The sequence below is a fragment of the Janthinobacterium sp. BJB426 genome (genome assembly GCF_002735705.1).
Classification (GTDB): Bacteria; Pseudomonadota; Gammaproteobacteria; order Burkholderiales; family Burkholderiaceae_D; genus Janthinobacterium.
In genome coordinates, this window is the sequence record NZ_PDZL01000032.1 from 14,314 (window position 1) to 39,497 (window position 25,184).

The window sequence follows — 25,184 nt, forward strand, 5'->3', positions numbered from 1 at the left end:
ACCGCATGCCTATCCCACGCAATCTCAGCGCACTCATCCTGGCCGCCGCATTCCTGCTGGGCGGTTGCGCCAGCCGCGGTCCCGTGCCCACGTTTTACGATTTCGGCCCGGCCGCGCCGCTGGCAGCCGCGCAGCCGGCTGCGCCAGCCGTGCCCGTGCTGGTGATCGCCGACGCCAACGGTCCGTCCTGGCTGGACAGCCAGCGCATGTATTACCGCTTGCTGTACGCCGATGCGCAGCAATCGCGGCCGTACGCCTACAACCGCTGGAACACGCCGCCGCTGCAACTATTAAGCCAGCGCCTGAAGACGCGCGTGGCGCAAAGCGGCGTGAAAGTGCTGTCGACCACGGACGCGGCCGCCGGCATGCCCCTGCTGCGCATCGATGTCGATGATTTTTCGCAAAACTTCGACACGCAGACACAAAGCAGCGGCCACGTGTCGCTGCGCGCCTCGGTCTTTCGCGGCCACCGCCTGATCGACCAGAAAACCTTCAGCCGCAGCGGCCCCGCCGGCAGCGCCGACGCGCAAGGGGGCGCGCAGGCGCTGGCGGCCGCCTCGGACGCCATCGCCGCCGACCTGCTGACCTGGCTGGGCACGCTGAATATCACGAAAGAATGACCGAGCCCGCATCCCCAGCCAGTCCGGCGGCGCCGCTGTCGCCCGTCCGTTCCTCGCCCGTGTCGCGCGCGACCCTGCTCGCCTACATCTTCCTGATCGTCTACGCCAGCTGGTTTCCGTTCACGGGCTGGCACAGCAATGGCCTGTCGCCGCTGACTTTCCTGGAAAACACGCGCATGCCCCGTTACTGGACGGGCTTCGATGTCGGCGTGAATATCGTCGGCTACATCCCGCTGGGCGCCTTGATCGTGTATTCGCTGTTTCCAAGGATCACAGGTTTCTTTGCCGTCATCGTTGCCAGCCTGTGCGGCATGTTGATTTCCGGCAGCATGGAAGCCGTGCAAACCTATTTGCCCAGCCGCGTATCGTCGAACCTCGACTTTTATACGAATGCGGCCGGTTGCTGCATCGGTTCCATCATCGGCGCCCTGACGGCGCGCAAGCTGCTTGATCACAGCCATTTATACCGCTTGCGCCAGCGCTGGTTTGCCCAGCACGCCAGCCAGGGCCTGGTGCTGGTGGCACTGTGGCCGCTGGCGCAGATCTATCCGCAAGGCTATCTGTTCGGCCTGGGCCAGTTGCTGCCCATCCTGTCGGACTGGCTGTCGCGCCTGGCGGGCATGGAGATCGACCTGGCCACGTATCTGCGTCCCGACGTGATCTTGACCGTCGAGCAATATTGGCTTTCGGAAACTATTATCACGGCTTGCGGCATGACGGGCGCCGTGCTTACCTTGCTGTGTCTGCTGCGCCGCGCCGCGCCGCGCGCCATCTTGATGCTGATCCTCATCGCCGCCGCCTTGACCGTGCGCTCGATGGCCAGCGCGCTGCTGTTTTCGCCGGAAAACGCCTTCGTCTGGATCACGCCGGGCGCCCAGGGCGGTTTCCTGATCGGCCTGATCATGCTGGGCGGCCTGGCGTTCGCGCCGCACGTGGCGCAGCGCCGCATCGCGGCCGCAACCTTGCTGCTGAGCCTGGTAATGGTGAATACGACGCCAATCAACCCGTACTTCATGTCAACCTTGCAAGGCTGGGTACAGGGCAAGTTCCTCAACTTCAATGGCGCGGCGCAATTCCTCGCCTTGCTGTGGCCCTTCATGGCCCTGTGGTTCCTGTGCCTGCCTTCGCACCGCCTGAACCGGCAGGAGGATGTGCAGCGCCAGCGTCGCGAAGACCACCCATAAGCGTTATCATGGCGCATTGATGAATCAGCAGGAGAATAGTATGAGCGACGCACCGTATTTTGAACGCCACGTTTTTTTCTGCATGAATAAACGTGAAGACGGCCGCAACAGTTGCGGCGACCATGGCGCGGAAGCGGCGCAAAAGCATTGCAAGCGCCGCATCAAGGAACTCGACATGAATGGCGCGGGCAAGATCCGCATCAACCAGGCCGGCTGCATGGACCGCTGCGAGGAAGGCCCATTGCTGGTGATCTACCCGGAAGCGACCTGGTACACCTATGTCGACACCAGCGATATCGATGAAATCATCGATACGCACCTGGTGGGCGGCAAGATCGTCGAACGCCTGAAAATCTGAGCAGCATATTTAATTTCAACGTTTTAACTTCAAATTAAGCCTACGCCACCAGTATGAGCATCATGAACAGAAACTCGGAAAAATTTACCCTCGCCGGCCATGCAGGCAGCATGGAAGGCTTGCTCGATTTCCCGGCAGACACTCCGCGCGGCATCGCCCTCGTGGCCCATCCGCATCCGCTGTACGGCGGCACGATGGATAACAAGGTCACGCAAACCCTGGCGCGCGCGTTTGTCGCCCTCGGTTACGTGGTGGCGCGCATCAACTTCCGCGGCGTCGGCGCTTCCGAAGGCGTGCATGACCATGGCGCGGGCGAAACGGACGACATGCAATTGCTGTATGAACACATGCGCGGCCTGTATCCAGGCTTGCCCGTGGCCCTGTCCGGTTTCTCGTTCGGTACCTTCGTGCAGTCGAAACTGCAGGAACGCCTGGCCGCCGCCGGCACGCCCGTCGAGCGCCTGGCGCTGATCGGCAGCGCGGCCGGTAAGTGGGCCATGGCCGACATTCCCGCCGACACCATCTTGATCCACGGCGAACTGGACGACACAATCCCCCTGTCCGCCGTCTTCGACTGGGCCCGTCCACAAGACATACCCGTGATCGTGATCCCCGGCGCCGACCACTTTTTCCACCGCAAGCTCAATCACATCAAGAACCTCGTGATTGCCCTGTGGCATGGTGACAAACCCGCAATAGCAGCAGATGATCATTGAAGTGTGGGCTTACTAGCGCCTCCACAGCTATAATTGATCCGTTTTTTCCACGCGGCCATGTAAGCAGCAACGACATGGCCCTCAGCCTTCATCTTTTTCGCAGACCAGCCTCCATGAAAAAACTTTTAGCGGCACTGGCCTCCAGTGTATTTTTCTTTTCCGCCGCCTTCGCCCAGAGCGTTCCAGCCCCGACCATCGCCGCCAAGTCCTGGCTGTTGCTTGACGCCACCAGCGGCCAGATCATTGCTTCGCAAGATCCGGACGCCCGCATCGAGCCGGCTTCGTTGACCAAAATCATGACGGCTTACCTGACGTTTGCCGCCATCCGCGAAAAGAAACTGGCGCTGGACCAAAAAGTGAACGTGTCCGTGCGCGCATGGAAGGTCGATTCGAGCAGCTCGAAGATGTTCATCGACCCGGCCACCCCCGTCTCGATCGACGACTTGCTGCACGGCCTGATGATTCAATCGGGTAACGATGCCGCCGTGGCCCTGGCTGAAGCCGTTGCCGGCGATGAAGGAACGTTCGTCGTGCTGATGAACCGTGAAGCGCAACGCATGGGTCTGAAAAACACCCGTTTTGCCAATCCGCATGGCTTGCCTAGCCCTGATAACTATTCCACGGCGCAAGACTTGTCCGTACTGGCCAAGCGCGTGATCGCCGACTATCCGGAATTCTACAAAATCGATTCCGTGAAAAGCTTTACGTACAACAAGATCACCCAGCCTAACCGCAACCGCCTGCTGTGGCTGGACCCAACCGTGGATGGCATGAAGACGGGCCACACGGAAGCGGCTGGCTATTGCATGATCGCCTCGGCACGCCGTCCGGGCGGCACCGGCGAGCGCCGCTTGATCTCCGTGGTGCTGGGCACAACGTCGGACCAGGCCCGCACGCAGGAAAGCCAGAAGCTGCTGAACTGGGGCTTCCAGAACTTCGATACGGTCAAGCTGTACTCGAAAGGCCAGGCCGTGGCCACGCCGGAAGTGTGGAAAGGCTCGAAAGGCACCGTGAAAATCGGTTTCGCCCGCGATGTGCTCGTGACCGTACCAAAAGGCACGGCTGCCAAGATGAAACCTGTGCTGGAACGCAAGGACCCGCTGGTCGCCCCACTGGCTGAAAACGCGCCTGTCGGCAAACTGAAAATGATGGTCGACGACAAAGTCCTGCTGGAATTGCCTGTCGTGGCGCTGGAAACCATCAACCAGGCCACGATCTTCGGCCGCGCCTGGGATTCGATGCGCCTGTGGATGAAATAAGTCTTTAGCATTTCCCCATAAAAAATGCCCGCAGATACTGCGGGCATTTTTTTCGTCTTGCGTTACGTCAAATTACTTCGCCGGCGCATCCTTCAAGTGCGGCTTGCGCGCCACGGGCGGGAAGGTGCCGTGACGGCCTGCCGCAAACGTCGCTTCCGTCTGCGACGCTTCCACCGGCACGGCCACCTTGCGCACCTTGGCCACTTGCGCCGCCGTCACCGGTGTGCCGCGGTTGCCCCAGCTGGTCTGGATGAACGTCACCACCTGGGCAGTCTGCTCATCATTGAAAATGTCGGCATACGGCGCCATCGTCAGCGCCGACGGTGCCGTGCGCGTGGCCGGCACGGCGCCGCCCGACAGCACGATGTTGATGGCCGAGGTGGGATCGTTCGTCTGCAGCACGGCATTGCCGGCCAGCGCAGGGAAAGCCTTGTCGTAGCCCTTGCCGTCGGAGCGGTGACAGCCGGCGCAGCGGTCCAGGTACAGCTGCGCGCCCGTCGAGTTGACGATACCGCTGAACAATTGCTTGCCCAGCTTGTCATCGGCCACGAAGGCCGGCGTGGCCGGCTTCGATGGCGGCAGGGATTTCAGGTATTTCGCCATCGCCGCCAGGTCGCCATCCGTCATGTGCTGCATGGAATGGGCTACCACATCATTCATGGCGCCGAACGAGGCCGTATGGCTGTTGCGGCCCGTTTTGAGGAATTCGGCGATCTCCGCCGCGCTCCAGCGCGCCAGGCCGCCCCCATGTTCATTGCGCAACGATGGCACGGACCAGCCGTCGATCACGCCGCCGCCCGCCAGGAAGGTGGTATTACTCTCATCCGTCAGCGATTTTTCCTGCATCCCCACGCCGCGCGCCGTATGGCAGGCGCCGCAGTGGCCCAGGCCCTGCACCAGGTAGGCGCCGCGCAGCAATTGCGCGTCGCCCGTCACCGGCACCTTGTATGGCTGCGGCGTGGGGGCGAACGCCCAGCGCCAGAGGGTCAGCGGGAAACGCATCGACAACGGCCACGGAATGTCGGCCGCCTTGTTCGGCGTCGGGTCCGCCTTCACGCCATGCATGAAATAGGCGTACAGCGCCTGCATGTCCGCCTCGCTCAGGCGCGAGTACGATGGGTACGGCATGGCCGGATACACGGTATAGCCGTGTTTCGTCACGCCGGTGCGCATCAGCTTGTCGAAATCGGCAAAACTCCAGTCGCCGATGCCGGCCTTTTTATCGGGCGTGATGTTGGTGGAATATACCTTGCCGATCGGCGTTTCCATGCCCAGGCCGCCCGCGAACGGTTGGCCTTTCGTGCCGGCCGTATGGCAGGCGATGCAGTCGCCGGCGCGGGCCAGGTATTCGCCCTGGCGTATCAGCTGGGCGTTCGGGACGGTGGTGGCGGCCGACCAGGCGGCGCCGGAGGCGAGCGCCAGCAGCAGCGCGCCCACTGTATGGGTGAATGTGTTGTTCATCTTCTTGTTCTTTATCAAGCGACCAGGGGACGGGGATCTTTCAGGTATTGCTCGCGGATGGCCTTGGCCGACCAGTAGGTCAGCGCGCAGGCGAGGCCCGTCGGGTTGTAGCCGATGCCGACCGGGAACACGCTGGAACCGACGGCAAACACGTTGTGCACGTCCCAGCTCTGCAGGTAGCGGTTGACGACGCTGGTCTTGCGGTCCGCGCCCATGGCCGTGCCGCCCGCCCAGTGGGTAGTCTGGTAGTTGCGCAAGTCGAGGTGGTCGCCCACGCTCTTGACGGACACCTTGATCGCTTCCGGATTCATGGCCTCGGCCACCTTCATCATCTTGTCGGTGACGAAACGGCTCATTTTGATGTCGTTTTCCTTCCAGTCGAAGGTAAAGCGCAGCAATTGCTGGCCATACTTGTCCGTGTAGGTCGGGTCGAGGTCGACATAGCAGTCGCGGTAAGTCATGTTGGCGCCATGGCAGTCGAACGAGACCGTGTTCAAATAACTCTTCTTGACGGCCTTTTTCCAGGCCGCACCCCAGGCGGGCGTGCCGTCCGGCGTGGCGATGCCCGAGATGGGCTTGGAGCCTGCCGGGTTGCACCAGGCGGGTGAGCCGCCCACAAAGCCCAGCGGGCCATGGTCGAAATTGTCGCCATTCCAGTCATCGAGCGCGACGCCGGTGCCGCCGGCGCCGATGAAGGGATTCGTGTTCGTGTCTTCCTTGAAGAAAGTCTGGATGGTGGACATCATCTGGTAAGCGATATTGCGCCCCACCACGCCTTCATTGCTGACGGGATCGTACGGCTTGCCGATGCCTGACAGCAAAAACAGGTGCGCGTTGTTGTAGGCAAAGGCGCTGGCGATGACCAGGTCGGCCGGTTGATCGACAGCCTTGCCATCCGCATTGATATACGTCACACCCGTTGCACGTTTCTTGCTGCTATCGAGATTGATGCGCACGACATTGCAATTGGCGCGCAATTCAAAGTTCGCCACCATGCGCAGGGCCGGCATGATGTTGACGTTGGGCGAAGCCTTGGAATAGTTATAGCAGGCGTAGCCGGAGCAGAAACCGCAGAAGTTGCACGGTCCCATCTGGCAGCCGTACGGGTTCGTGTACGGTCCGGACGCGTTCGACGAGGCGTTGACGAACGGGTGGTAGCCGACGGCCTTGGCCGCGCGGCGGAACAGTTCGGCCGTGTACGGCACTTTTTGCGGCGCCAGCGCGTAATTGTCGGAGCGGTCGGCCTCGAACACATTGCCGTCGCCGACGACGATGCCGTTGACTTTATACGCCTGGCCCGAGGTGCCGAAGACTTTCTCGACGAAATCGAAGTGCGGCTCCAGCTCGGCGTAGGTCACGCCAAAGTCCTGGATCGTCATGCCTTCGGGAATGAATTTCTTGCCGTAGCGGCGTTCGTAGTGGCTGCGGATTTGCAGCTCTTCCGGCAAGACGCGCCAGTGCATGCCCGACCAGTGCAAGCCCGCGCCACCCACGCCCGTGCCGGGCTTGAAGGCGCCGATCTGGCGGTAGGGCACGGCCACGCCCGTGATGCTGTGGCGGAAGGTGAACGTGCTCTTCGACATATCCTGGAACAACTTGCTGCGTTGGATATACGTCAGTTCGTCGAGGGTCTTCGGATAGGCGCCGTCGGGATAGGTGTCGCGGTACTCGCCGCGTTCCAGCGCGACCACGTTCAGGCCCGCTTCCGTCAATTCCTTGGCCATGATGGCGCCGGTCCAGCCGAAGCCCACAATCACGGCATCGACAGGCTTCATTTTTACATCGGGTTTGATATCACTCATGATGGTTTTTCTTTTTCTTTGATCGGGTACTAAAAGTTTTAGGCGATGGATACCGGCGGAAGAGGATATTTTTTCCCGTACTGTTCCACCCAATCCATGTAATCGGCGCGCGCGCCGGGGAATCCCACCATCTTCCAGGCCAGCATGTCCTTGTTACCACCGTGTACGGGATCGCAAAAGTAGCCTTCGCGCGTGTTTTGCAGCAACTGGTTGAAGAAGACTTTCGACGGCACTGCGCCGATGTCCAGGGTGCCCTTTTGCAATTGCGTGATGACGGCGTCGCGCTCGGTCGCGTTCAGCTGCACGAAAGGCTTGCCGGCCTGTTTCTGCACGGCTGCGTTAACGCCGGCCAGGGCGCTCTGGTACAACTCGCGCGGCGCCATGTGGAACTGGTAGCCGAACTGCTCGATCGAGGGCACGAACGGCCCCTGCATGTACCACAGCGCGCCATACGCGTATGGCGTGTTCATCTGCGCGTCGATGAATTCATGCGCGCCAGACTCCAGCGCACCCGGCCCTTCGCCGTCGGCGGGGATCAGCCGGTCAACCAGCGCGCTCAAGGTGGCCCATTCGGTGGCGTCGAAAAAGCGCGGTTTATAGGCAGACTGGTCCTTGGAGACGGCCATGGCCAGGCCGCCGCCGGCGCCGGCCAGCAAGGCCACGGCAGGCGCGGCGCCGACGGCCTTGCGCAGGAAGTTACGCCGATGGGGCGAAATCCCGATGATTTTCATAGGTTTTCCTCAGGCGGCACGAGCCGCCACAGTGATGGATGTGGGAGTCAGAAAGAAAATGCGGGCACGCGCCGCGGAGAGTGCAGAGTTCACGTTGGAAAGACTGGGATTATCGCGGCGCTCCACCGTCAATCTCTTGGTTAGTTGACCAGGATGATTGACAAGCAGTTGCTTTGCATTTACGGTGCGCATCGTACCATAATTAAAAGAAACATTCAGAGACAGGCTAGACGTGATCAAAAAAGAGGCAGTGGCGCGTGGCCGCCCGCGCAAAGCGGGCGTGGAAGATGCGGTATTGGAAGCGATCGTCATGCTGGTGCGCCAGCATGGGCTCGACGCCGTGACGATACAGATGGTGGCCGACGTGGCCGGCGTGGGGCGCCAGACGATCTACCGGCGCTGGCCGCGCCGCGAAGACATGCTGCTCGACGCGCTCGTCAAGCGCACGGCGGAGAAGCTGCAGCGCGCGCTCGACATGCCGGACGGCCAGGAAATCGAAGCGATCTGCGCGCGCATCTTCGACAACCTGAACGCCGATGGCCGCTTCACCTGCGACCTGCTGGTGCTGATCCACAATGATGCGGCCGCGCAACTGCGCTTTCGCGAACAGATCGTCGCGCCATGGATCACCCTGGTGGTGCAGCGCCTGGTCAACATCGGCGTGCGCGCCGACCTCGACCTGCGCCTGTTCGCCTTCATGCTGCAATCGGCGCTCGTGTACCAGATGCAGCTGGGTGGCCAGCTCGACCTTGCCCTGCAGGAGCGGTGCTGCCGCTTTATCCGCAGCATGCTCTAGCTTAGCTGGCTATAATCGTGGCGAGTCCCCTCACGCCACCATCAGAAAGCCAGCCCATGAGCCATGTATTTCCTGCCAGCCTGCAAGCGCCGCGCAGCCGTTTAAGCAGCAACGGTCCCGAACTGTCGCGCATCGTCGCCGGCATGTGGCGCATCGGCGAGTGGAATATGTCGGCGCAGCAGCGCCTGGCTTTCATCGAGCAATGCCTGGCGCTGGGCGTATCGAGTTTCGACCATGCCGATATCTATGGCGATTACAGCGCCGAAGGCCTGTTCGGCGAAGCGCTGGCCCTGCAGCCGGGCTTGCGCAACAAGATGGAACTGGTCAGCAAGTGCGGCATCAAGCTGCTGTCGCCGCACCGCCCCGGCCATGCCATCCAGCATTACGACACGAGCGCGGCGCACATCACCAGTTCCGTGGAGCACACTTTGCGCCAGTTGCACACGGACCGCCTGGACTTGCTGCTGATCCACCGTCCCGATCCGCTGATGGATTTCGACGAGATCGCCGGCGCCTTCACCCAGCTGCAACAGGCGGGCAAGGTCTTGCACTTCGGCGTGTCGAATTTCAGCCGCCACCAGTTCGAGTGCCTGCACCGGCGCTTCCCGCTGGTGACGAACCAGGTGGAATTTTCACCGCTGCACGTGGCACCCCTGTTCGACGAAACCTTCGACGGCTTGCAGGACGTGGGGGTGGCGCCGATGATCTGGTCGCCGCTGGCCGGCGGGCGCCTGTTCCAGGGCGGCGACGCGAATGTGGAGAACTTGCGCAATGTCATCAAGCAGATCGCCGACCAGTTGCAGCGGCCGTTTGCCAGCGTGGTGTTTGCCTGGATCATGCAACTGCCTTGCCGTCCCCTGCCGCTGACGGGCACGGGCCGCATCGAAGCCGTCGGCGTAGCCGTGGAAGGCACGCAGTTTACTCTCAGCCGCAGCGACTGGTTCGCCATCCTGCGCGCCGCGCGCGGCCATGAGGTAGCCTAGTCTATCTCGTCCGGATCGTTGAATACTTGAGGCAGCGCAATGCCGCGCCAGCCCAGGTACCACGCCAGGTTGAGCAGCAGGGTGGCTGCGATGTAAACGGCGAAGAACAGCGCAAAGAAACTGGTCTTCAGCCACACCAGCAGGGCGATGGCGACGATCAGTACCAGCAGCGCGGCCAGGCTTTTCTTTTGCTTGGAGCTGGGGAAACGCAAGGTCGACACCATCAGGCTGCCCACGCCGACGAGCAGCAGCATCAGCAGATAGCTGTGCAGCATGGAATCGATGGGCGCCGGCCACGCCACCACCACGGCCGCCACACAGGCGGCCCCGGCCGTGATCGGCATGCCGACAAAATACAGGGGATCGGTGCGCCCCACGTTCACATTGAAACGCGCCAGGCGCATGGCGCCGCAGGCAACAAAGAAGAAGCTGGCCATGCCGCCAAAGCGCAGCAGCAGCGGATCGTGCACGCCCATCTGCACAAAGCCATAGCAGTACAACAGGACGGCCGGGGCGCAGCCGAAATTCATCACGTCGGCGATGGAATCGAGCTGCACGCCGAATTGGGAACTGGTGTTCGTCAGGCGGGCGACATAACCGTCGAGCGCGTCAAATACCCCGGCGAGTACCAGCAAGGCGGCCGCCAGGCGGTAGGCATCCGCGTCGCCCACTGCGGCGTTATCGACGGAAATGACGATGCTGGCAAAACCGCAGGCTATCGAAAGCAAAGTCACCATGCTGGGCAAGGCGTACTTGGCGCGCTGCAGGCGCGATTTGGGCAATGTGTTCAAATTTGTGGGCAATCAAAGAAATCGGAAATGAGGCAACGCAGCGGCAAACGCTGCACTATGCTCATTCTACCCTGCGCAGCTGCGGCACCGTCTGCGCACGAGCGCGCGACATATCTTGTCATGGATGCTCTACGGCATATAAAAATGCCTTAGAATCATTTCACAGGGCAGCACGCTGACACCCACCGCTGTCCGCCTACCTATACAGGAGTCAACTTGATTGCCTCGTCACTGCGTTGGAAATACTGGATACCCGCCCTGCTGAGCGCAGCCCTGCTGAGCGCCTGTGGCGGCGGCGATAGCGGCGGCAAGACGTCGCTGAGCACCTCGACCCAGGCCGGACAGCTGACACAGGAGCCGGGCGCTCCCGTCGTCAGCAACAATATCGCCACCGATGGTTTCAACTGGATCAATTACCGGCGCAGCCAGATCGGCCTGGCGCCGCTGGTACGCAATAGTCTGATCGATAACGCGGCACTCGGCCACTCCAACTATCTGAACAGCAATAATGTGGTGGTGCACAATCAAGTTAAAGGCAAACCCGGCTTTACCGGCGAAACACTGTATGACCGCCTGACTGCGTCGAACTATGGCGTCACGTCCCTCTGGGGTGAAGTCATCGCGGGCGTGGCGACCAATTCCGGTTTCTACATGGCGGAAAACCTGATCACGGCCGTGTACCACCGCTTCCTCATCTTTGAACCGATCTTCAAGGAAGGCGGTGCCGGCGCGGCCGTCAACAATAGCGGCTATGCCTATTTCACCACCGACCTGGCCGGCAATAGCCGCTATGGCCCCGGCTTGCCAGCTGGACAGATCGTCAGCTACCCGTTCAACGGGCAGACCAAGGTTGCCACCAGTTTCTCCAGCAATGAAGAAGAACCCGATCCCGTGCCTAACCAGGACGTGGTCGGCTACCCCATCAGCGTCCATGCGAATTTCGACGCCACCCTCAGCGTGACGACCTTCACCGTGCGCCAGCGTGGCGCAGCGACGGACCTGACGGTACGCCTGCTCAGCAAGGAGACCGATGCCATCAATACCTCGCGCTCGGTGGCCGCCATCATCCCGCTGGCCCCCCTGCTGGCGGCCACCACCTATGACGTGAGTTTCATCGGCAAAGTCAATGGCGCGAACGTCACGCGCAGCTGGTCATTCACGACGCGTTAGTCTGGCAGCGTCTGCCAAGCGGACGCAGTACCGAGGGCAACTGGATGTAAAATAGCAGATATTGCATGAATGCAATTGACAAGTTTTGGGGCCCTCTGCACACCAGGCATGATGAAACCACACGCCACTTGCGATGATGATGCCGCCCTCGCGGCATCCGACATGGTCCGGATTCTCGATGTCGAGAACGGACTGGGCCGCATCATGGGCGACCGCATCCTGTACCTGAAAATCTTGCGCCGCTTCCTGCATGACCACGGCACCACGCCGTGCCAGATCCGCGCCGAATTCGACACGGGCAATTACGCTTCCGCGCGCCTGAAGGCGCATACATTAAAAGGCGCCGCCGGCATGATCGGCGCGCGCCACGTGCACGGCTTGGCGGAAACGCTGGAATCGGCACTGCGTGCGCAGGCCCCCGACCTGGCCAGGCAGATGCTGCAGCTGGAACTGGCGCAGGATCAACTGCTCGGCGCGGTCAGCAGCATGCTGGGCACGCCGGAGGCAACCCACACGGCGGCGCAGGACGTGGCGCCCGATCCGGCCGCGCCCGCCATCCAGCTGCTGCTGGCGCGCCTGGCCAGCCATCTGCGCGAAGGCGACGGCGCGGCCATCGACATCCTGGAAAACTCGGCCAGCCTGCTGGCGGCCAGCCTGGGCGTGCACGTCTACCAGGAAGTAGCAGCCGCCGCGCATGAGTTCGATTTCGACGGCGCGCTGGCGGCGCTGCTGCGGCGCCGCTAATCGCCACGCTCAACGGTGGTATTGCGCCTCTTCCGCGTAGGCCATGCCGCAATTCTTGCCGCAGAAGCGGCGCACGGCGTCGAGCGGCTTGTCGCAATACCAGCACGCGCCTTTTGGCGGCAAGGAGGCGATCAATTCCGGCATGGCGGGCAGTGGCCGCGCCACTACCTCATCCTCGCACTCCACGACATCGGGCTGTTTGCTGTCCATGGCGCTTCCTTTCCTAGCGGCACTTCAAGGCCGCTCAGCAAGATTACGTCAGCGCAGTTTGCAGCCCATGACATTTCTCAACGGCGGCCACGCTTGCCCCATCGGCGTCTTGAAATTTCCAAACGACAACGTTGTCACTTCACACTACAATCAGTGTTCCGTTCACTTGCGCCTTCGCCATGAAACACATCCCCCTGCTGCTCTCCTGCTTGCTGCTCAGCGCCTGCGCCACGCGCGCGCCCACCGCCTACACCCTCAATTCGGGCGCCGAACGCACGCCGGAACAATTGGCAGTGGTGTTCGAACACGCCGACCTCACCCTGCGCATCGACCCGGCCAGCCGCAGCATCGCCGGCGATGCGCGCCTGACCTTCCTGGCGACGCAACCGATCTCGCGCTTCGCGCTGGACCTGGACCACAACCTGCCCGTCGACAGCATCGAAATCGACGGCAAGGCGCTGCCGCCGCAGGACTATGCCAACCCGGACGGACGCCTGAGCATGACCTTGCCGGCCACCCTGGCGGCCGGCGCGCGCACCACCATCCGCATCGTCTACCACGGCGTGCCGCACGTCGCCGTGAAAGCGCCGTGGGATGGCGGCATGGTGTGGTCGAGCACGGCCGATGGCGCGCCGTGGATCGCCAGCGCCGTGCAAGGCGAAGGCTGCGACCTGTTCTGGCCCTGCATCGACCATCCGATGGGCAAGGCGCGGCTGATCGACCAGCACATCATCGTGCCGGCACCGCTGGTGGCGGCCGGCAACGGCATCGCGCTCGGCATGGATGAGGCCAACGGCTGGCGCACCTGGCACTGGCGCGCCAAGCACCCGAGCACCTATGGCATCGCCCTCAACGTGGCACCCTACCGCAGCCTGCAGGGCGAGTATGCGAGCCGCTACGGCAACCGCATCCCCCTGCAATTCTGGTATCTGCCGGAAAGCGAGGCCAAGGCGGGCGCCCTGTTCGCGGAATTGCCGCCCATGCTCGATTTTTTTGAAAGCGTCATCGGCCCCTACCCGTTCGGCGATGAAAAAGTCGGCATCGCCGAAACGCCGCACAAGGGCATGGAACACCAGACCATCAATGCCTATGGCAACAAATTCGCCAAGACCAGCTATGGCTACGATGAGCTGCTACAGCATGAATTTGCGCATGAATGGTTCGGCAACCAGCTCACCAACAGCAACTGGGACGATATGTGGCTGCACGAAGGCTTCGGCACGTACATGCAACCGCTGTACATGCAATATCTGCGGGGAGAACAGGAGTATTACGCTTCATTACAGCAAATGCGCGCCGGCATCGTCAACAAGGCGCCCATGGTCTCGGGCAAGCCGAAAACCGAGGAAGAAGTGTACGACCTGAAAAAGGGCGGACCGGGCGGCGATATTTATGTGAAAGGGGCGTTGGTGCTGCACACCTTGCGCGGACTGATCGGCGACGACGCCTTCTTCCGCGCCTTGCGCCTGCTCGTGTACGGCACGGAACAGCCGCAGCCGGGCCAGTTCCAGCCGCGCTATGGCAGCACGAAGGAATTCATGGACATCGTCTACAAAGTCACGGGCAGCAATTACGACTGGTTCTTCCAGGCCTATCTGTACCAGGCCGCACTGCCGGAACTGTCCGCCGTGCGTGACGGCGACACCTTGCGCCTGATATGGAAGACGCCGGCTGACATCGCCTTTCCGATGCCGGTGGAAGTGCGTATTGGCAAGGAAATCCATACCGTTTCCATGTCGCTGGGATTTGGCGAACTGCCCCTGCCGGCTGGCGCCACGTACACGCTCGACCCGCGCTCGCGCGTGCTGCGCCAGGCCGAGCATATCGATGCCTTCCAGAAGTTCAGGGAAGAACAGGTAAAAGGAAAGAAGGGGTAACAAAACCGGGGGTCAGACCCCCTCGCACGTTAGCAATGACCTTTGTGTTAGCGGTGTTGAGGGTCTGACCCCCGGTCTTTCACGGTTCGGACTTATTTCCGAAAGCTCCTGACCGCATCATTCGCATGCGCGTCGATGACTTTGTGAATTGCCGGCTGCCCCGCATATTTCACGCGCAGCCGCTTCCACTGCCGCTGCGCCTGCCCGCACGAACTGGCCACGGCTTGCGTGATCTCGCGCTGGCGCGCCTTGTCGTTGTCATCCCACTCGCCGGCAAAATGCTCGCACATCTGGGCGTTCTCGACGAACCGCGTCACGTCCTTCGGCAACTTTTCCTGCGCACCGGCCAGCAGGGGCAGGCAACTGAACAGCAGAACCGGCAGCAGCTTCATCGAACCTCCTTATTTGCCGATGCAGAAACGGCTGAAAATCACGCCCAGCAAATCGTCAGGCGAGAACTCACCCGTGATGCTCGACAGCTGCACCTGCGCCAGGCGCAGTTCTTCGGCGAACAGGTCCAGCGACTGGTCGTCCTGCGCCGCGTGTTCGGCGGCGATGTCCAGGTGCTTGCCGGCCGATTTGAGCGCGATCAAATGGCGTTCGCGCGCCAGGTACAGCGATTCGCCCGTCTGCTGCCAGCCGGCGATGCGCAGCAGCTCGGCGCGCAGCAAGTCGATGCCGATGTGCTCGTGCGCCGACAGATACACGTGGGTGGCGTCGGGCAGGCTGTCAACGCTGGGCTTGTGGCCCGACAGGTCGATCTTGTTCCACACGCGCACCACGGGTACGCCTTCTGGGAAGGCGGCGACGATGGTTTCGTCGGCCAACGTGGGGCCATGATCTGCGTCAAGCAAGTGCAAAATCACGTCGGCCTTGCCGATCTCGCCCCAGGTGCGTTCGATGCCGATGCGCTCGACGGCGTCAATGGTGTCGCCCGCGCTGCGGATGCCGGCCGTGTCGATGATGTTGAGGGGAATGCCCTCGATCTGGATGGTTTCGCTGACCTTGTCGCGCGTGGTGCCGGCGATCGGCGTGACGATGGCCACGTCGGCACCCGCCAGCGCATTCAACAGCGACGACTTGCCCACGTTCGGCTGGCCGGCCAGCACGACATTGAGGCCTTCGCGCAGCAGCGCGCCTTGCGCTGCTTGCGCAAACACTTTATTCAAGGCTGCGATGACGGCTTTCAATTGACCGCGCGCATTCGATTTTTCCAGGAAATCGATCTCTTCTTCCGGGAAGTCGAGGGTCGCCTCGACCAGCATGCGCAAGCCCGTCACCTGCTCCACCAGCGCGTGGATGGTGTTCGAGAACGCGCCCGACAGCGATTGCGAAGCGGACTTGGCCGCCGCTTCCGTCGACGCGTCGATCAGGTCGGCCACGGCTTCCGCTTGCGCCAGGTCAAGCTTGTCATTCAAAAACGCGCGGCGCGTGAATTCGCCCGGTTCGGCCAGGCGCAGGCCGCTGTCACGACCCGCTTCCAGCACGCGCGCCAGCAGCAGTTGCAGCACGATGGGGCCGCCATGGCCCTGCAGTTCCAGCACGTCTTCGCCCGTGTACGAATGCGGGCCCTTGAAGTGAATGGCGATGCCCTGGTCGATGATGGCGCCGTCGCTTTCAGTGAATGGCAAATAGGTGGCGTGGCGCGCTTTCAGTTGCTGCGCGCCGAACAGGGCCGTCATCAGGGGTGCGAGGTTTTTGCCGGAGGCGCGTACCACGCCGATGCCGCCGCGGCCGGGAGCGGTGGCGATGGCGGCGATAGGGGAAGAGTCGAGTTTCATGGGGTAATTGTAATGTATTCGGGGAAGGCTGCAGGGCCGCGCTATTGTCAGCGACAAACCGGTGCACATGAAGGGGGCGCTCAGTGGAAAGCCGGCAAAACCCACTTTTTTTTGACATCGTACCCATTGGGCACGATGTCAAAAAAAAACCCGCGCGAGGCGGGCTTTCGATTCGCTGGCCGGACTTACTTGACGGCTGGCGCGTATTTCTTGGTGATCACCCATTGCTGGCCGATCGACAGGACGTTGTTGACGACCCAGTAGAGTACCAAGCCCGACGGGAAGAAGAAGAACATCACCGAGAATGCCAGTGGCATGAACAGCATCATCTTCGCTTGCATCGGATCGGCCGGGGCCGGGTTCAGCTTGGTCGTGATGAACATCGAGATCGCGTACAGCACGGGCAGGATGCACCATGGGTCATGCTGGGCCAGGTCGGTGATCCAGCCGATCCATGGCGCGCCGCGGATTTCCACGGACGCGTTCAAGACCCAGTACAGCGCGATAAAGACGGGCATCTGGATCAGGATCGGCAGGCAGCCGCCCAGCGGATTGATCTTTTCCGTCTTGTACAGCTCCATCGTGGCCTGGTTCATCTTTTGCGGATCGCCCTTGAAGCGTTCGCGGATCGCTTGCATCTTCGGCGTGACCAGTTTCATCTTGGCCATGCTGCGGTAGCCGGCGGCCGACAGCGGGAAGAACAGCAGCTTGATCAGGATCGTGAAGGCGATGATGGTCCAGCCCCAGTTGCCCAGCACGCTGTGGATCTGTTCCATGACCCAGAACATCGGCTTGGCGATGATGGTCAGCCAGCCATAATCCTTGACCAGTTCCAGGCCAGGCGAGACGTTTTCCAGCAGGTGCGCGATTTGCGGACCCGAGTACAGCTTGCTGTCCATGCTGGCCGAGGCGCCTGGCGCCAGGGTAGGCAGGGGCAGCACGTTGCCGATGGCGTACAGGTTGGGGCCGACCTTCTTCGTGAAGATGTCGCGCTTGGCGTTCTCAGGCGGAACGAAAGCGGACACGAAGAAGTGTTGCGAAATCGCAAACCAGCCGCCATTCGCCGTCGCCGGGTGCAGGCCCTTCATGGCATTGTCGTTGCCCTTCTTCTCGTCTTCCACGGCCGCTTTTTCGATTTTCTCGAACGTCAGCTTCTGGTACTTGTCTTGCGGCGTGTACAGGGTCGGACCCGTGAAGCTGCTGTTGAAGAACGAATCGCCGACCGGCTTGTTGCCGTCATGCGTCAGTTGCAGGTACAGCTGCGGCGTGACAGGAGCCGCGCCCACGTTGGACACGTCATGGCGCACGTCGATGACGTAGTCGCCGCGCTTGAAGGTAAACGTCTTGGTCAGCTTGACGCCGCCTTCGACCGCTTCCATCACCAGTTGAATCTGCTTGCCGTCGGCCAAAGTACGCACGCCAGGCTGCACGGTGAAACCGCTCGCATGGGTCGGGAAGGGACCGCCGACCAGGCCCGATTGCGCCAGGTAGGTGTGGTTCGCGCCTTCGTCGAACAGCACTTCGTTCTGCTTGCCATCGTCCGGCTGGCATACCTTGAACAGGCCGAAGCAGCCGCCAAACCAGCCCGGATTACCCGCGCCCTTGAATTTCAGCAATTCCAGACGCTTGACCTGGCCGCCCAGGGTATCGATATCGACTTTGATGACGTCGGTGGTGATGGTAATCACTTCGCGCTTGAACGCGGCGGGATCGACAGCCTCACCCGGCAGGGCAGGCACGCCTGCCGCAGCTGGCAGGGCAGCCGTCTTGGCAGGGGTCGCAGGTGCCTTGGCGGTTTGTTCCGTGTTCGCGGAGAACATCGACGGCTTGCCGTTCGAGATCATCCATTCGTTCCAGAGAATTACCAGCGAGACGGAAAACACGATCCACAGGATGGTACGTTTATTGATATCCATTAGGGTATTTGTCAGGAGTGGTTGCAACCGCAAGCGGTCGTTGAAGATTGTTTAGCATCGGCCGGCGGCACCGGGTCGACGCCCCCTTCATTCCAGGGGTGGCAACGGCACAGGCGCTTGGCAGCCAGCAGGCTGCCCTTGGCCGTACCGTGCACGCGCAGCGCTTCCATCGCGTAATGCGAACAGCTCGGATAGAAACGGCAATTCTGTCCCAGCATGGGGCTGATCAGCAACTGATAAGCACGCAGCAAGAACAGCAGCAGGGTTTTCATGGCGCGGATGGTGGTGGCGCAGCAACAGAACGGGCCTGGGCGGCGATTTGCGCCGCGAACAGGCGGCTCAATTCCTCACGCAGCTCGGCTTTGAGCTGGGTCGTGGTAGCCGGACCATCCTTGCTGTTGACGGCGCGCGACAAACGCACCACGCAGTCGACCGGCGGCATCGCGCTGTTGCGAAACAGCTCGCGCGTGACGCGCTTGATCGTGTTGCGGGTCGCCGCGCGCGGCGCGAAACGCTTGGCCACAACGACGCCCAGCCGCGCATGCGGCAATTGATTGTGTCGGGTGTACAGCACAAAATGCGCTGTTTTTTGCGAAGGGCGCAAACGAAAAACGGATGAAAATTCATCCGTTTTAACGATACGCCGAACGCGCGCGAAGTCGTGTGAACCTTCGCGTTGATTGCCGACTGGAGTACAGCTAGCCACGCGATCAGCTGTCAACGACAAGCCTAGACGGCCAGACGTTTGCGGCCCTTTGCGCGACGTGCGTTGAGCACATCACGGCCACCACGGGTAGCCATACGAGCGCGGAAGCCGTGCGTACGCTTGCGGCGAACGACGGAAGGTTGGTAAGTACGTTTCATGTTGGTCTCGCTAAAAACAAAAAAAATGCAAAATCGGGTCTGACGTCCCGTCAGTTTTTGGTGCCAATGACAATCGCGCACTTATGCCAAGGCACAAGCTGGCCAATCTCATCGCCCGCTTAATCCACGCTTAGTCCATATTGTCGTTCCAAATGAATAAACACGGAATACGGGCGGGGAACCCTGAATTATTCAGCATATGCCCCCCTCTTGTCAAGGATTGCCGTGATCGCCTGGAAATTTCCGCGCCGCCCCCCATCTGCCGGCAAGGCCCCGCCACAGGCCGCGCCAGCACTGCGTGTGGCGGGATAACCGGGGGATAAGTCGCCTCTTATGCACATGGCGCCCCACCCTGCCACAGAAAAATAAGCGTCGTGCCTGTGGATAACTTTGACAGTCGGGAGTAGAATAGCGCGTTACGTGTGGCGAGCCCTCGCGCGACGCCGGCCTTGCAACACGGTGAACGCAGGGCAGAATCGATACGCCCTCCCACACCTTTTCACATAGACATACATGGATAATTTCTGGCAGGCCTGTTCCGCGCAGTTGGAACTGGAGCTGACACCGCAACAATTCAGTGCGTGGATCAAACCGCTTATCCCTCTCGATTACGAAGAGGGCAAGCTGCGCATTGCTGCGCCCAATCGCTTCAAGCTCGATTGGGTCAAGACCCAGTTCGCCAGCCGCATCACTGCGCTGGCCATTCAGTACTTCGAAGCGCCGACGGAAGTGCAGTTCGTGCTCGACCCGCGCCTGGCCCTGCCGAAGAAACCCGTCACCGCCAGCACCCCGGCCAGCGATCCGAATGGCGGCGCGCCCAGCGCACGCGCCGCGGAGCCGCAGCCCAGCGTGCCGGAACTGAGCATTGGTGCCGCGCCGCGCCGCGAGCAGAGCCGCATCAACACCGACCTGACCTTCGACAGCTTCGTGACGGGTAAAGCCAACCAGCTGGCGCGCGCCGCCGCCATCCAGGTGGCGAACAATCCGGGCGTGTCGTACAACCCGCTGTTCTTCTACGGCGGCGTCGGCCTCGGTAAGACCCACTTGATCCACGCCATCGGCAACCAGGTGATGGCCGACAATCCGGGCGCAAAAATTCGCTACATCCACGCGGAACAGTACGTTCGCGACGTAGTGACCGCTTACCAGCGCAAGGGTTTCGACGACTTCAAGCATTACTATCACTCGCTTGACATGCTGCTGATCGATGATATCCAGTTCTTTGGCGGCAAGAGCCGCACGCAGGAAGAGTTTTTCTATGCGTTCGAGGCATTGATTGCCGCGAAGAAGCAGATCATCATCACTTCGGATACGTATCCGAAGGAAATCACGGGCATGGACGACCGTTTGATCTCGCGCTTCGATTCAGGCCTGACGGTGGCCATCGAACCGCCGGAACTGGAAATGCGCGTGGCGATTCTGCTGAAAAAAGCCAAGCAGGAAGGCGTGACCTTCTCCGACGACGTGGCTTTCTTTGTCGCCAAGCACTTGCGCTCGAACGTGCGCGAGCTGGAAGGCGCGCTGCGCAAGATCCTCGCGTACTCGCGTTTCCATGGCAAAGACATCACGATCGATATCGTCAAGGAAGCCCTGAAGGACTTGCTGTCGGTGCAGAACCGCCAGATTTCCGTGGAAAACATCCAGAAAACCGTGGCCGACTTCTTCAATATCAAGGTTGCCGACATGTATTCGAAGCGCCGCCCCGCGAATATCGCCCGGCCGCGCCAGATCGCCATGTACCTGGCCAAGGAATTGACACAGAAGAGCCTGCCGGAGATCGGCGAGCTGTTCGGCGGCCGCGACCACACCACGGTGCTGCATGCCGTGCGCAAGATCGCGCTGGACCGCACCAAGAACCCGGAATGCAACCACGAGTTGCATGTGCTGGAGCAAACGTTGAAGGGCTAAGCACGGCTTTGGCAAGACTGGCTCAAAACGTGCTTTACCCTTATTATCTGGGAGGGCGCCGCAGCCGGTCTGTCGGGGCTCCCCATGGCAACAATTGTTAAATTAATACGTTAAACGTCGTACTGTTCAACCTATACATTGAGGATAAATATGCAATTGGTCAAAACCACCCGAGATACCCTTCTCCGGCCACTGCAGATCGTGAGCGGTATTGTCGAGCGTCGGCACACTATGCCGATTCTGGCCAATATCCTCATCCGCAAAGACGGTGAAAATGTCTCCTTCCTGTCGACCGACACCGAAGTGCAGATCACCACGCACGCGGAAATCGGTTCCGGCGCGGACGTCACCGGCACCACCGTGGCCGCGCGCAAGCTGTTGGACATCCTGCGCGCCCTGCCCGAATCGGGCGACGTCACGATGACCCTGCTGAACAAGCGCCTGACCGTGCAAACGGGCAAGTCGCGCTTCGCCCTGCAAACCCTGGCGGCGGAAGAGTTTCCAACCGTGCAACAGGCGGAAAGCTACAACGCGTCCGTCACCCTGCCCCAGAAAACGTTGAAGCACCTGTTCAACATGGTGCATTTCTCGATGGCGCAGCAAGACATCCGCTATTACCTGAACGGCTTGCTGCTGGTTCTGGATGGCAATAATGTCATCGCCGTGGCCACCGACGGTCACCGCCTGGCGTTTTGCCAGGTGGCCACCGAGCAGACGTTTGCACGCCAGGAAGTGATTATTCCACGCAAGACCATCATCGAACTGCAGCGTCTGCTGGAAGAAAACGATGAGCCGGTGCAATTGGACATCGCCGCCAACCAGGTGAAACTGACCTTTGCCGACATCGAGCTGATCTCGAAGCTGGTGGAAGGTAAGTTCCCCGACTACACGCGCGTGATTCCAAAAGGCTACAAAAACGACTTCACCATCGGCCGCGATGAACTGCTGCGCTCGCTGCAACGTGCCGCCATCATGACCAGCGACAAGTTCAAGGGCGTGCGCTGCATCATCACCCCGGGCAGCATGAAGATCAGCTCGACCAATGCGGACCAGGAAGAGGCCGTCGAAGAGCTGGAAATCGATTACGGCGGCGACTCCGTCGACATCGGCTTCAACGTGACGTATCTGCTGGACGTGCTGAACAACCTGAAATGCGAATACGTCAACATCGCGCTGGGCGACTCGAACTCGTCCGCCCTGATCTCCATCCCCGACAATGCCGACTTCAAGTACGTCGTCATGCCGATGCGGATTTAAGCGTAACCCAATGCAAAACTGGGGTCTGATCCAACAGGGTCAGGCCCCGCAATCAGCAATCGTTATTTGAGAAAGCAGTCCATGTCCGAGAATCCACAAGACACCCCGATCCAGGCCAAAACGGAAGAATACGGCGCCTCCTCCATCCAGATCCTGGAAGGCCTGGAAGCCGTACGCAAACGCCCGGGCATGTACATTGGCGACACCTCGGACGGCACCGGCTTGCACCATCTGGTATTCGAAGTGCTGGACAACTCGATCGATGAATCGCTGGCCGGCCACTGCACGGAAATCCACGTCACCATCCACAGCGACAATTCGATCTCGATCACCGACAATGGCCGCGGCGTGCCGACCGGCCTGAAAATGGACGACAAGCACGATCCGAAGCGTTCGGCGGCAGAAATCGTCATGACCGAGCTGCACGCGGGCGGCAAGTTCGACCAGAACTCGTACAAAGTATCGGGCGGTTTGCATGGCGTGGGCGTGTCCTGCGTCAATGGTCTGTCGAAATTGCTGAAACTGACCATCCGCCGCGATGGCAAAGTGCATCACATGGAATTCGTGCGCGGCGTGCCGCAAGACCGCCAGATCGTCATGGTCGGCGACATCGCCACTTCCCCGATCAAGGTCATCGGCGACACCGACAAGCGCGGCACCGACGTGCATTTCTGGGCCGATGAAGAGATTTTCACGCACGTGGAATTCCACTACGAAATCCTGGCCAAGCGCATCCGCGAACTGTCCTTCCTGAACAATGGCGTCAACATCAAGTTGTCGGACCAGCGCACAGGCAAGGAAGAAATCTTCGCCTTCGAAGGCGGCACGCGCGGCTTCGTCGAATACATCAACAAGGCCAAGTCGGTCTTGCACCCGACCATTTTCCAGGCCACGGGCGAGCGCATGTCGGACCAGGGCACGAACATCTCGGTCGACGTGTCGATGCAGTGGAACGATGCCTACAATGAACAGGTACTGTGCTTCACGAATAACATCCCGCAACGCGACGGCGGCACCCACCTGACGGGCTTGCGCGCAGCAATGACGCGTGTCATCAACAAATACATCGATGAACACGAGTTCGCCAAGAAGGCGAAAGTGGAAATCAGCGGCGACGACATGCGCGAAGGCCTGACCTGCGTCTTGTCGGTAAAAGTGCCGGAACCGAAATTCTCGTCGCAGACGAAAGACAAGCTGGTGTCGAGCGAAGTGCGCGGCCCCGTCGAAGAGATCGTCGCCAAGACCCTGGCCGACTACCTGCAGGAAAAACCGAACGACGCCAAGATCATTTGCGGCAAGATCGTCGAAGCGGCGCGCGCCCGTGAAGCGGCACGCAAGGCCCGCGACTTGACGCGCCGCAAAGGCATCATGGACGGCCTGGGCCTGTCAGCCAAGCTGGCCGACTGCCAGGAAAAAGACCCCGCCCTGTGCGAACTGTACATCGTCGAGGGTGACTCGGCAGGTGGCTCGGCAAAACAGGGGCGCGACCGCAAGTTCCAGGCGATCCTGCCGCTGCGCGGTAAAGTGCTGAACGTGGAAAAAGCCCGTTTCGAAAAAATGCTGTCGTCGGAGCAGATCACCACCCTGATCGCCACCCTCGGCACCTCGATCGGACCGGATGAATTCAACGTCGAAAAACTGCGCTACCACCGCATCATCATCATGACCGATGCGGACGTCGACGGCGCCCACATCCGTACCCTGCTGCTGACCCTGTTCTACCGCCAGATGCCGCAACTGGTCGAGCGCGGCCACATCTACATCGCGCAACCGCCGCTGTACAAGGTGAAGTCGGGCCGCGACGAGCGCTATCTGAAAGATGACGCCGAGGAAGCGAGCTACATGATGACGGTGGCGCTGAACACGGCCGTGCTGGTGCCGCGCACAGGCGCGGAAGGCATTTCCGGCGAAACGCTGACGGAACTGGTGCGCAAATTCAACCTGTCGAACACCATCATGACCCGTCTGACGCGCGTCATCGACCGCGCTGCCCTGACGGCCATCATGACGGGTGTGCAGCTGGACCTGTCGACCCTGGATCTGGCGGAAACCTCCGCCCTGGCCCTGCAGACGGCCATCAACGACAGCGCGGTGAAAGTACACGTACGTTCCGACGACCTGTCGGAAAAACACATGCTGCGTATCGAGCGCATGCACCACGGCAACGTGAAAGTCAGCGCCATTGACGCCGATTTCGTGCAGGGCCCGGACTACGCCGTGCTGAGCAGCGGCGCCGCCACCTTCGAAGGCCTGATCGGCGAAGGCGCCTTCGTGCGCCGCGGCGAAGGCGAGCGCATCAAGGAAATCGCCGTGGTCGACTTCCACCAGGCCATGCAATGGCTGCGCGACGAAGCCGAGCGCACCGTCTCGAAACAGCGCTACAAAGGTCTGGGCGAAATGAACCCGGATCAGCTGTGGGAAACGACGATGGACCCGACCGTGCGCCGCTTGTTGAAGGTACAGATCGAAGATGCGATTGCTGCGGATCAAATCTTCACGACGCTGATGGGCGACGACGTGGAACCACGCCGCGCCTTCATTGAAAACAACGCATTGCGCGCGGGCAATATCGACGTGTAAGCCAGCTTTTCTGGTTTGCGTGACCGCCAAGGCGGCCCTCTTCAGGGCCGCTAATGAGATGGTCACCCTCCACCCTATAAGTTACTAAACTTATAGGGTGTTTTCATTTCTGAAGGAGGCCATCATGGAAAACGTTACGCTCATCGGCATCGATCTCGGCAAACACAGCTTTCATG

At 60.9% G+C, this 25,184-nt stretch carries 24 protein-coding genes; 13 read left to right on the forward strand and 11 right to left on the reverse strand.

Going from position 1 to position 25,184, the window contains the following annotated elements; all coding sequences use genetic code 11:
* Positions 1 to 5 precede the first annotated feature (5 nt).
* From CSQ93_RS27370 to CSQ93_RS27390, 5 genes are all read left to right on the forward strand, one after another.
* On the forward strand, positions 6 to 620 hold the full coding sequence (locus tag CSQ93_RS27370) for an ABC-type transport auxiliary lipoprotein family protein (RefSeq protein ID WP_099380747.1): 615 nt from the start codon (positions 6 to 8) through the stop codon (positions 618 to 620).
* Entirely contained in the window at positions 617 to 1,804 is a 1,188-nt protein-coding gene (locus CSQ93_RS27375) for a VanZ family protein (RefSeq protein ID WP_099380748.1), read from the forward strand. Before CSQ93_RS27370 ends, CSQ93_RS27375 begins: the two co-directional genes overlap by 4 nt.
* Positions 1,805 to 1,844: 40 nt before the next feature.
* Complete coding sequence (locus CSQ93_RS27380; protein ID WP_034781335.1) at positions 1,845 to 2,162, forward strand: (2Fe-2S) ferredoxin domain-containing protein; 318 nt, start codon at positions 1,845 to 1,847, stop codon at positions 2,160 to 2,162.
* 62 nt (positions 2,163 to 2,224) lie between these two features.
* A complete protein-coding gene (locus CSQ93_RS27385; RefSeq protein ID WP_035828394.1) occupies positions 2,225 to 2,878 on the forward strand; it encodes an alpha/beta hydrolase in 654 nt (217 codons plus the stop codon).
* Positions 2,879 to 2,991: 113 nt separating this feature from the next.
* Entirely contained in the window at positions 2,992 to 4,137 is a 1,146-nt protein-coding gene (locus tag CSQ93_RS27390; protein WP_099380749.1) for a D-alanyl-D-alanine carboxypeptidase family protein, read from the forward strand.
* A 72-nt stretch (positions 4,138 to 4,209) separates the two neighbouring features.
* On the opposite strand, the gene CSQ93_RS27395 is transcribed toward CSQ93_RS27390, so the two are convergent.
* From CSQ93_RS27395 to CSQ93_RS27405, 3 genes are read right to left on the reverse strand one after another with little or no spacing between them, the layout of a single operon-like run.
* A complete protein-coding gene (locus tag CSQ93_RS27395) occupies positions 4,210 to 5,598 on the reverse strand; it encodes a cytochrome c (RefSeq protein WP_099380750.1) in 1,389 nt (462 codons plus the stop codon).
* A gap of 14 nt (positions 5,599 to 5,612) precedes the next feature.
* A complete protein-coding gene (locus tag CSQ93_RS27400; protein ID WP_233516372.1) occupies positions 5,613 to 7,400 on the reverse strand; it encodes a GMC family oxidoreductase in 1,788 nt (595 codons plus the stop codon).
* A 38-nt stretch (positions 7,401 to 7,438) separates the two neighbouring features.
* The gene (locus CSQ93_RS27405) at positions 7,439 to 8,131 is read right to left on the reverse strand and encodes a gluconate 2-dehydrogenase subunit 3 family protein (RefSeq protein WP_099380752.1); all 693 of its coding nucleotides are present in this window, start codon (positions 8,129 to 8,131) and stop codon (positions 7,439 to 7,441) included.
* Positions 8,132 to 8,363: 232 nt separating this feature from the next.
* Here CSQ93_RS27405 and CSQ93_RS27410 point away from each other — a divergent pair, with 232 nt between their 5' ends.
* Together CSQ93_RS27410 and CSQ93_RS27415 are read left to right on the forward strand one after the other, a co-directional pair.
* Positions 8,364 to 8,927: a TetR/AcrR family transcriptional regulator gene (locus tag CSQ93_RS27410; RefSeq protein WP_199534531.1), complete on the forward strand. Its 564-nt coding sequence runs from the start codon at positions 8,364 to 8,366 to the stop codon at positions 8,925 to 8,927.
* 56 nt (positions 8,928 to 8,983) lie between these two features.
* Positions 8,984 to 9,910 (forward strand): aldo/keto reductase, encoded by a 927-nt coding sequence (locus CSQ93_RS27415; protein ID WP_099380753.1) that lies wholly within the window; start codon positions 8,984 to 8,986, stop codon positions 9,908 to 9,910.
* Here CSQ93_RS27415 and pssA read toward each other — a convergent pair.
* A complete protein-coding gene (gene pssA / locus CSQ93_RS27420) occupies positions 9,907 to 10,647 on the reverse strand; it encodes a CDP-diacylglycerol--serine O-phosphatidyltransferase (protein ID WP_233516373.1) in 741 nt (246 codons plus the stop codon). The genes CSQ93_RS27415 and pssA overlap by 4 nt on opposite strands.
* 270 nt (positions 10,648 to 10,917) lie before the next feature.
* On the opposite strand from pssA, the gene CSQ93_RS27425 reads away from it, so the two are divergent.
* A complete protein-coding gene (locus tag CSQ93_RS27425; protein WP_324847903.1) occupies positions 10,918 to 11,871 on the forward strand; it encodes a CAP domain-containing protein in 954 nt (317 codons plus the stop codon).
* A gap of 108 nt (positions 11,872 to 11,979) precedes the next feature.
* A complete protein-coding gene (locus CSQ93_RS27430) occupies positions 11,980 to 12,615 on the forward strand; it encodes an Hpt domain-containing protein (RefSeq protein WP_099380755.1) in 636 nt (211 codons plus the stop codon).
* A 9-nt stretch (positions 12,616 to 12,624) separates the two neighbouring features.
* Here CSQ93_RS27430 and CSQ93_RS27435 read toward each other — a convergent pair whose 3' ends face one another.
* Positions 12,625 to 12,825, reverse strand: a complete 201-nt coding sequence (locus CSQ93_RS27435) for a hypothetical protein (RefSeq protein ID WP_099380756.1) — start codon at positions 12,823 to 12,825, stop codon at positions 12,625 to 12,627.
* Between the two features lie 179 nt (positions 12,826 to 13,004).
* Here CSQ93_RS27435 and CSQ93_RS27440 point away from each other — a divergent pair, with 179 nt between their 5' ends.
* Positions 13,005 to 14,702, forward strand: a complete 1,698-nt coding sequence (locus CSQ93_RS27440; protein WP_099380757.1) for a M1 family metallopeptidase — start codon at positions 13,005 to 13,007, stop codon at positions 14,700 to 14,702.
* Between the two features lie 92 nt (positions 14,703 to 14,794).
* Here CSQ93_RS27440 and CSQ93_RS27445 read toward each other — a convergent pair whose 3' ends face one another.
* From CSQ93_RS27445 to rpmH, 6 genes are all read right to left on the reverse strand, one after another.
* Entirely contained in the window at positions 14,795 to 15,094 is a 300-nt protein-coding gene (locus tag CSQ93_RS27445; protein WP_099380758.1) for a hypothetical protein, read from the reverse strand.
* A 9-nt stretch (positions 15,095 to 15,103) separates the two neighbouring features.
* Positions 15,104 to 16,483 carry a tRNA uridine-5-carboxymethylaminomethyl(34) synthesis GTPase MnmE gene (gene mnmE / locus CSQ93_RS27450; RefSeq protein WP_099380759.1) on the reverse strand — a complete coding sequence of 460 codons (1,380 nt, stop codon included), beginning with the start codon at positions 16,481 to 16,483 and terminating at the stop codon, positions 15,104 to 15,106.
* Positions 16,484 to 16,668: 185 nt separating this feature from the next.
* Positions 16,669 to 18,399, reverse strand: a complete 1,731-nt coding sequence (gene yidC / locus CSQ93_RS27455; protein WP_099380760.1) for a membrane protein insertase YidC — start codon at positions 18,397 to 18,399, stop codon at positions 16,669 to 16,671.
* Positions 18,400 to 18,410: 11 nt separating this feature from the next.
* Complete coding sequence (gene yidD, locus CSQ93_RS27460) at positions 18,411 to 18,671, reverse strand: membrane protein insertion efficiency factor YidD (protein WP_099380761.1); 261 nt, start codon at positions 18,669 to 18,671, stop codon at positions 18,411 to 18,413.
* Complete coding sequence (rnpA, locus tag CSQ93_RS27465; protein ID WP_099380766.1) at positions 18,668 to 19,105, reverse strand: ribonuclease P protein component; 438 nt, start codon at positions 19,103 to 19,105, stop codon at positions 18,668 to 18,670. Before rnpA ends, yidD begins: the two co-directional genes overlap by 4 nt.
* A 23-nt stretch (positions 19,106 to 19,128) precedes the next feature.
* Complete coding sequence (gene rpmH, locus CSQ93_RS27470) at positions 19,129 to 19,263, reverse strand: 50S ribosomal protein L34 (protein WP_010401996.1); 135 nt, start codon at positions 19,261 to 19,263, stop codon at positions 19,129 to 19,131.
* Between the two features lie 513 nt (positions 19,264 to 19,776).
* Between rpmH and dnaA the strand changes: the two genes are divergently transcribed.
* The 3 genes from dnaA to gyrB all read left to right on the forward strand — a co-directional run bounded on the left by dnaA (position 19,777) and on the right by gyrB (position 25,008).
* Positions 19,777 to 21,171 carry a chromosomal replication initiator protein DnaA gene (dnaA, locus tag CSQ93_RS27475; protein WP_034781304.1) on the forward strand — a complete coding sequence of 465 codons (1,395 nt, stop codon included), beginning with the start codon at positions 19,777 to 19,779 and terminating at the stop codon, positions 21,169 to 21,171.
* Positions 21,172 to 21,321: 150 nt separating this feature from the next.
* Positions 21,322 to 22,428: a DNA polymerase III subunit beta gene (dnaN, locus tag CSQ93_RS27480; protein ID WP_034754341.1), complete on the forward strand. Its 1,107-nt coding sequence runs from the start codon at positions 21,322 to 21,324 to the stop codon at positions 22,426 to 22,428.
* An 81-nt stretch (positions 22,429 to 22,509) separates the two neighbouring features.
* A complete protein-coding gene (gyrB, locus tag CSQ93_RS27485) occupies positions 22,510 to 25,008 on the forward strand; it encodes a DNA topoisomerase (ATP-hydrolyzing) subunit B (RefSeq protein ID WP_099380762.1) in 2,499 nt (832 codons plus the stop codon).
* Positions 25,009 to 25,184: the final 176 nt, after the last annotated feature.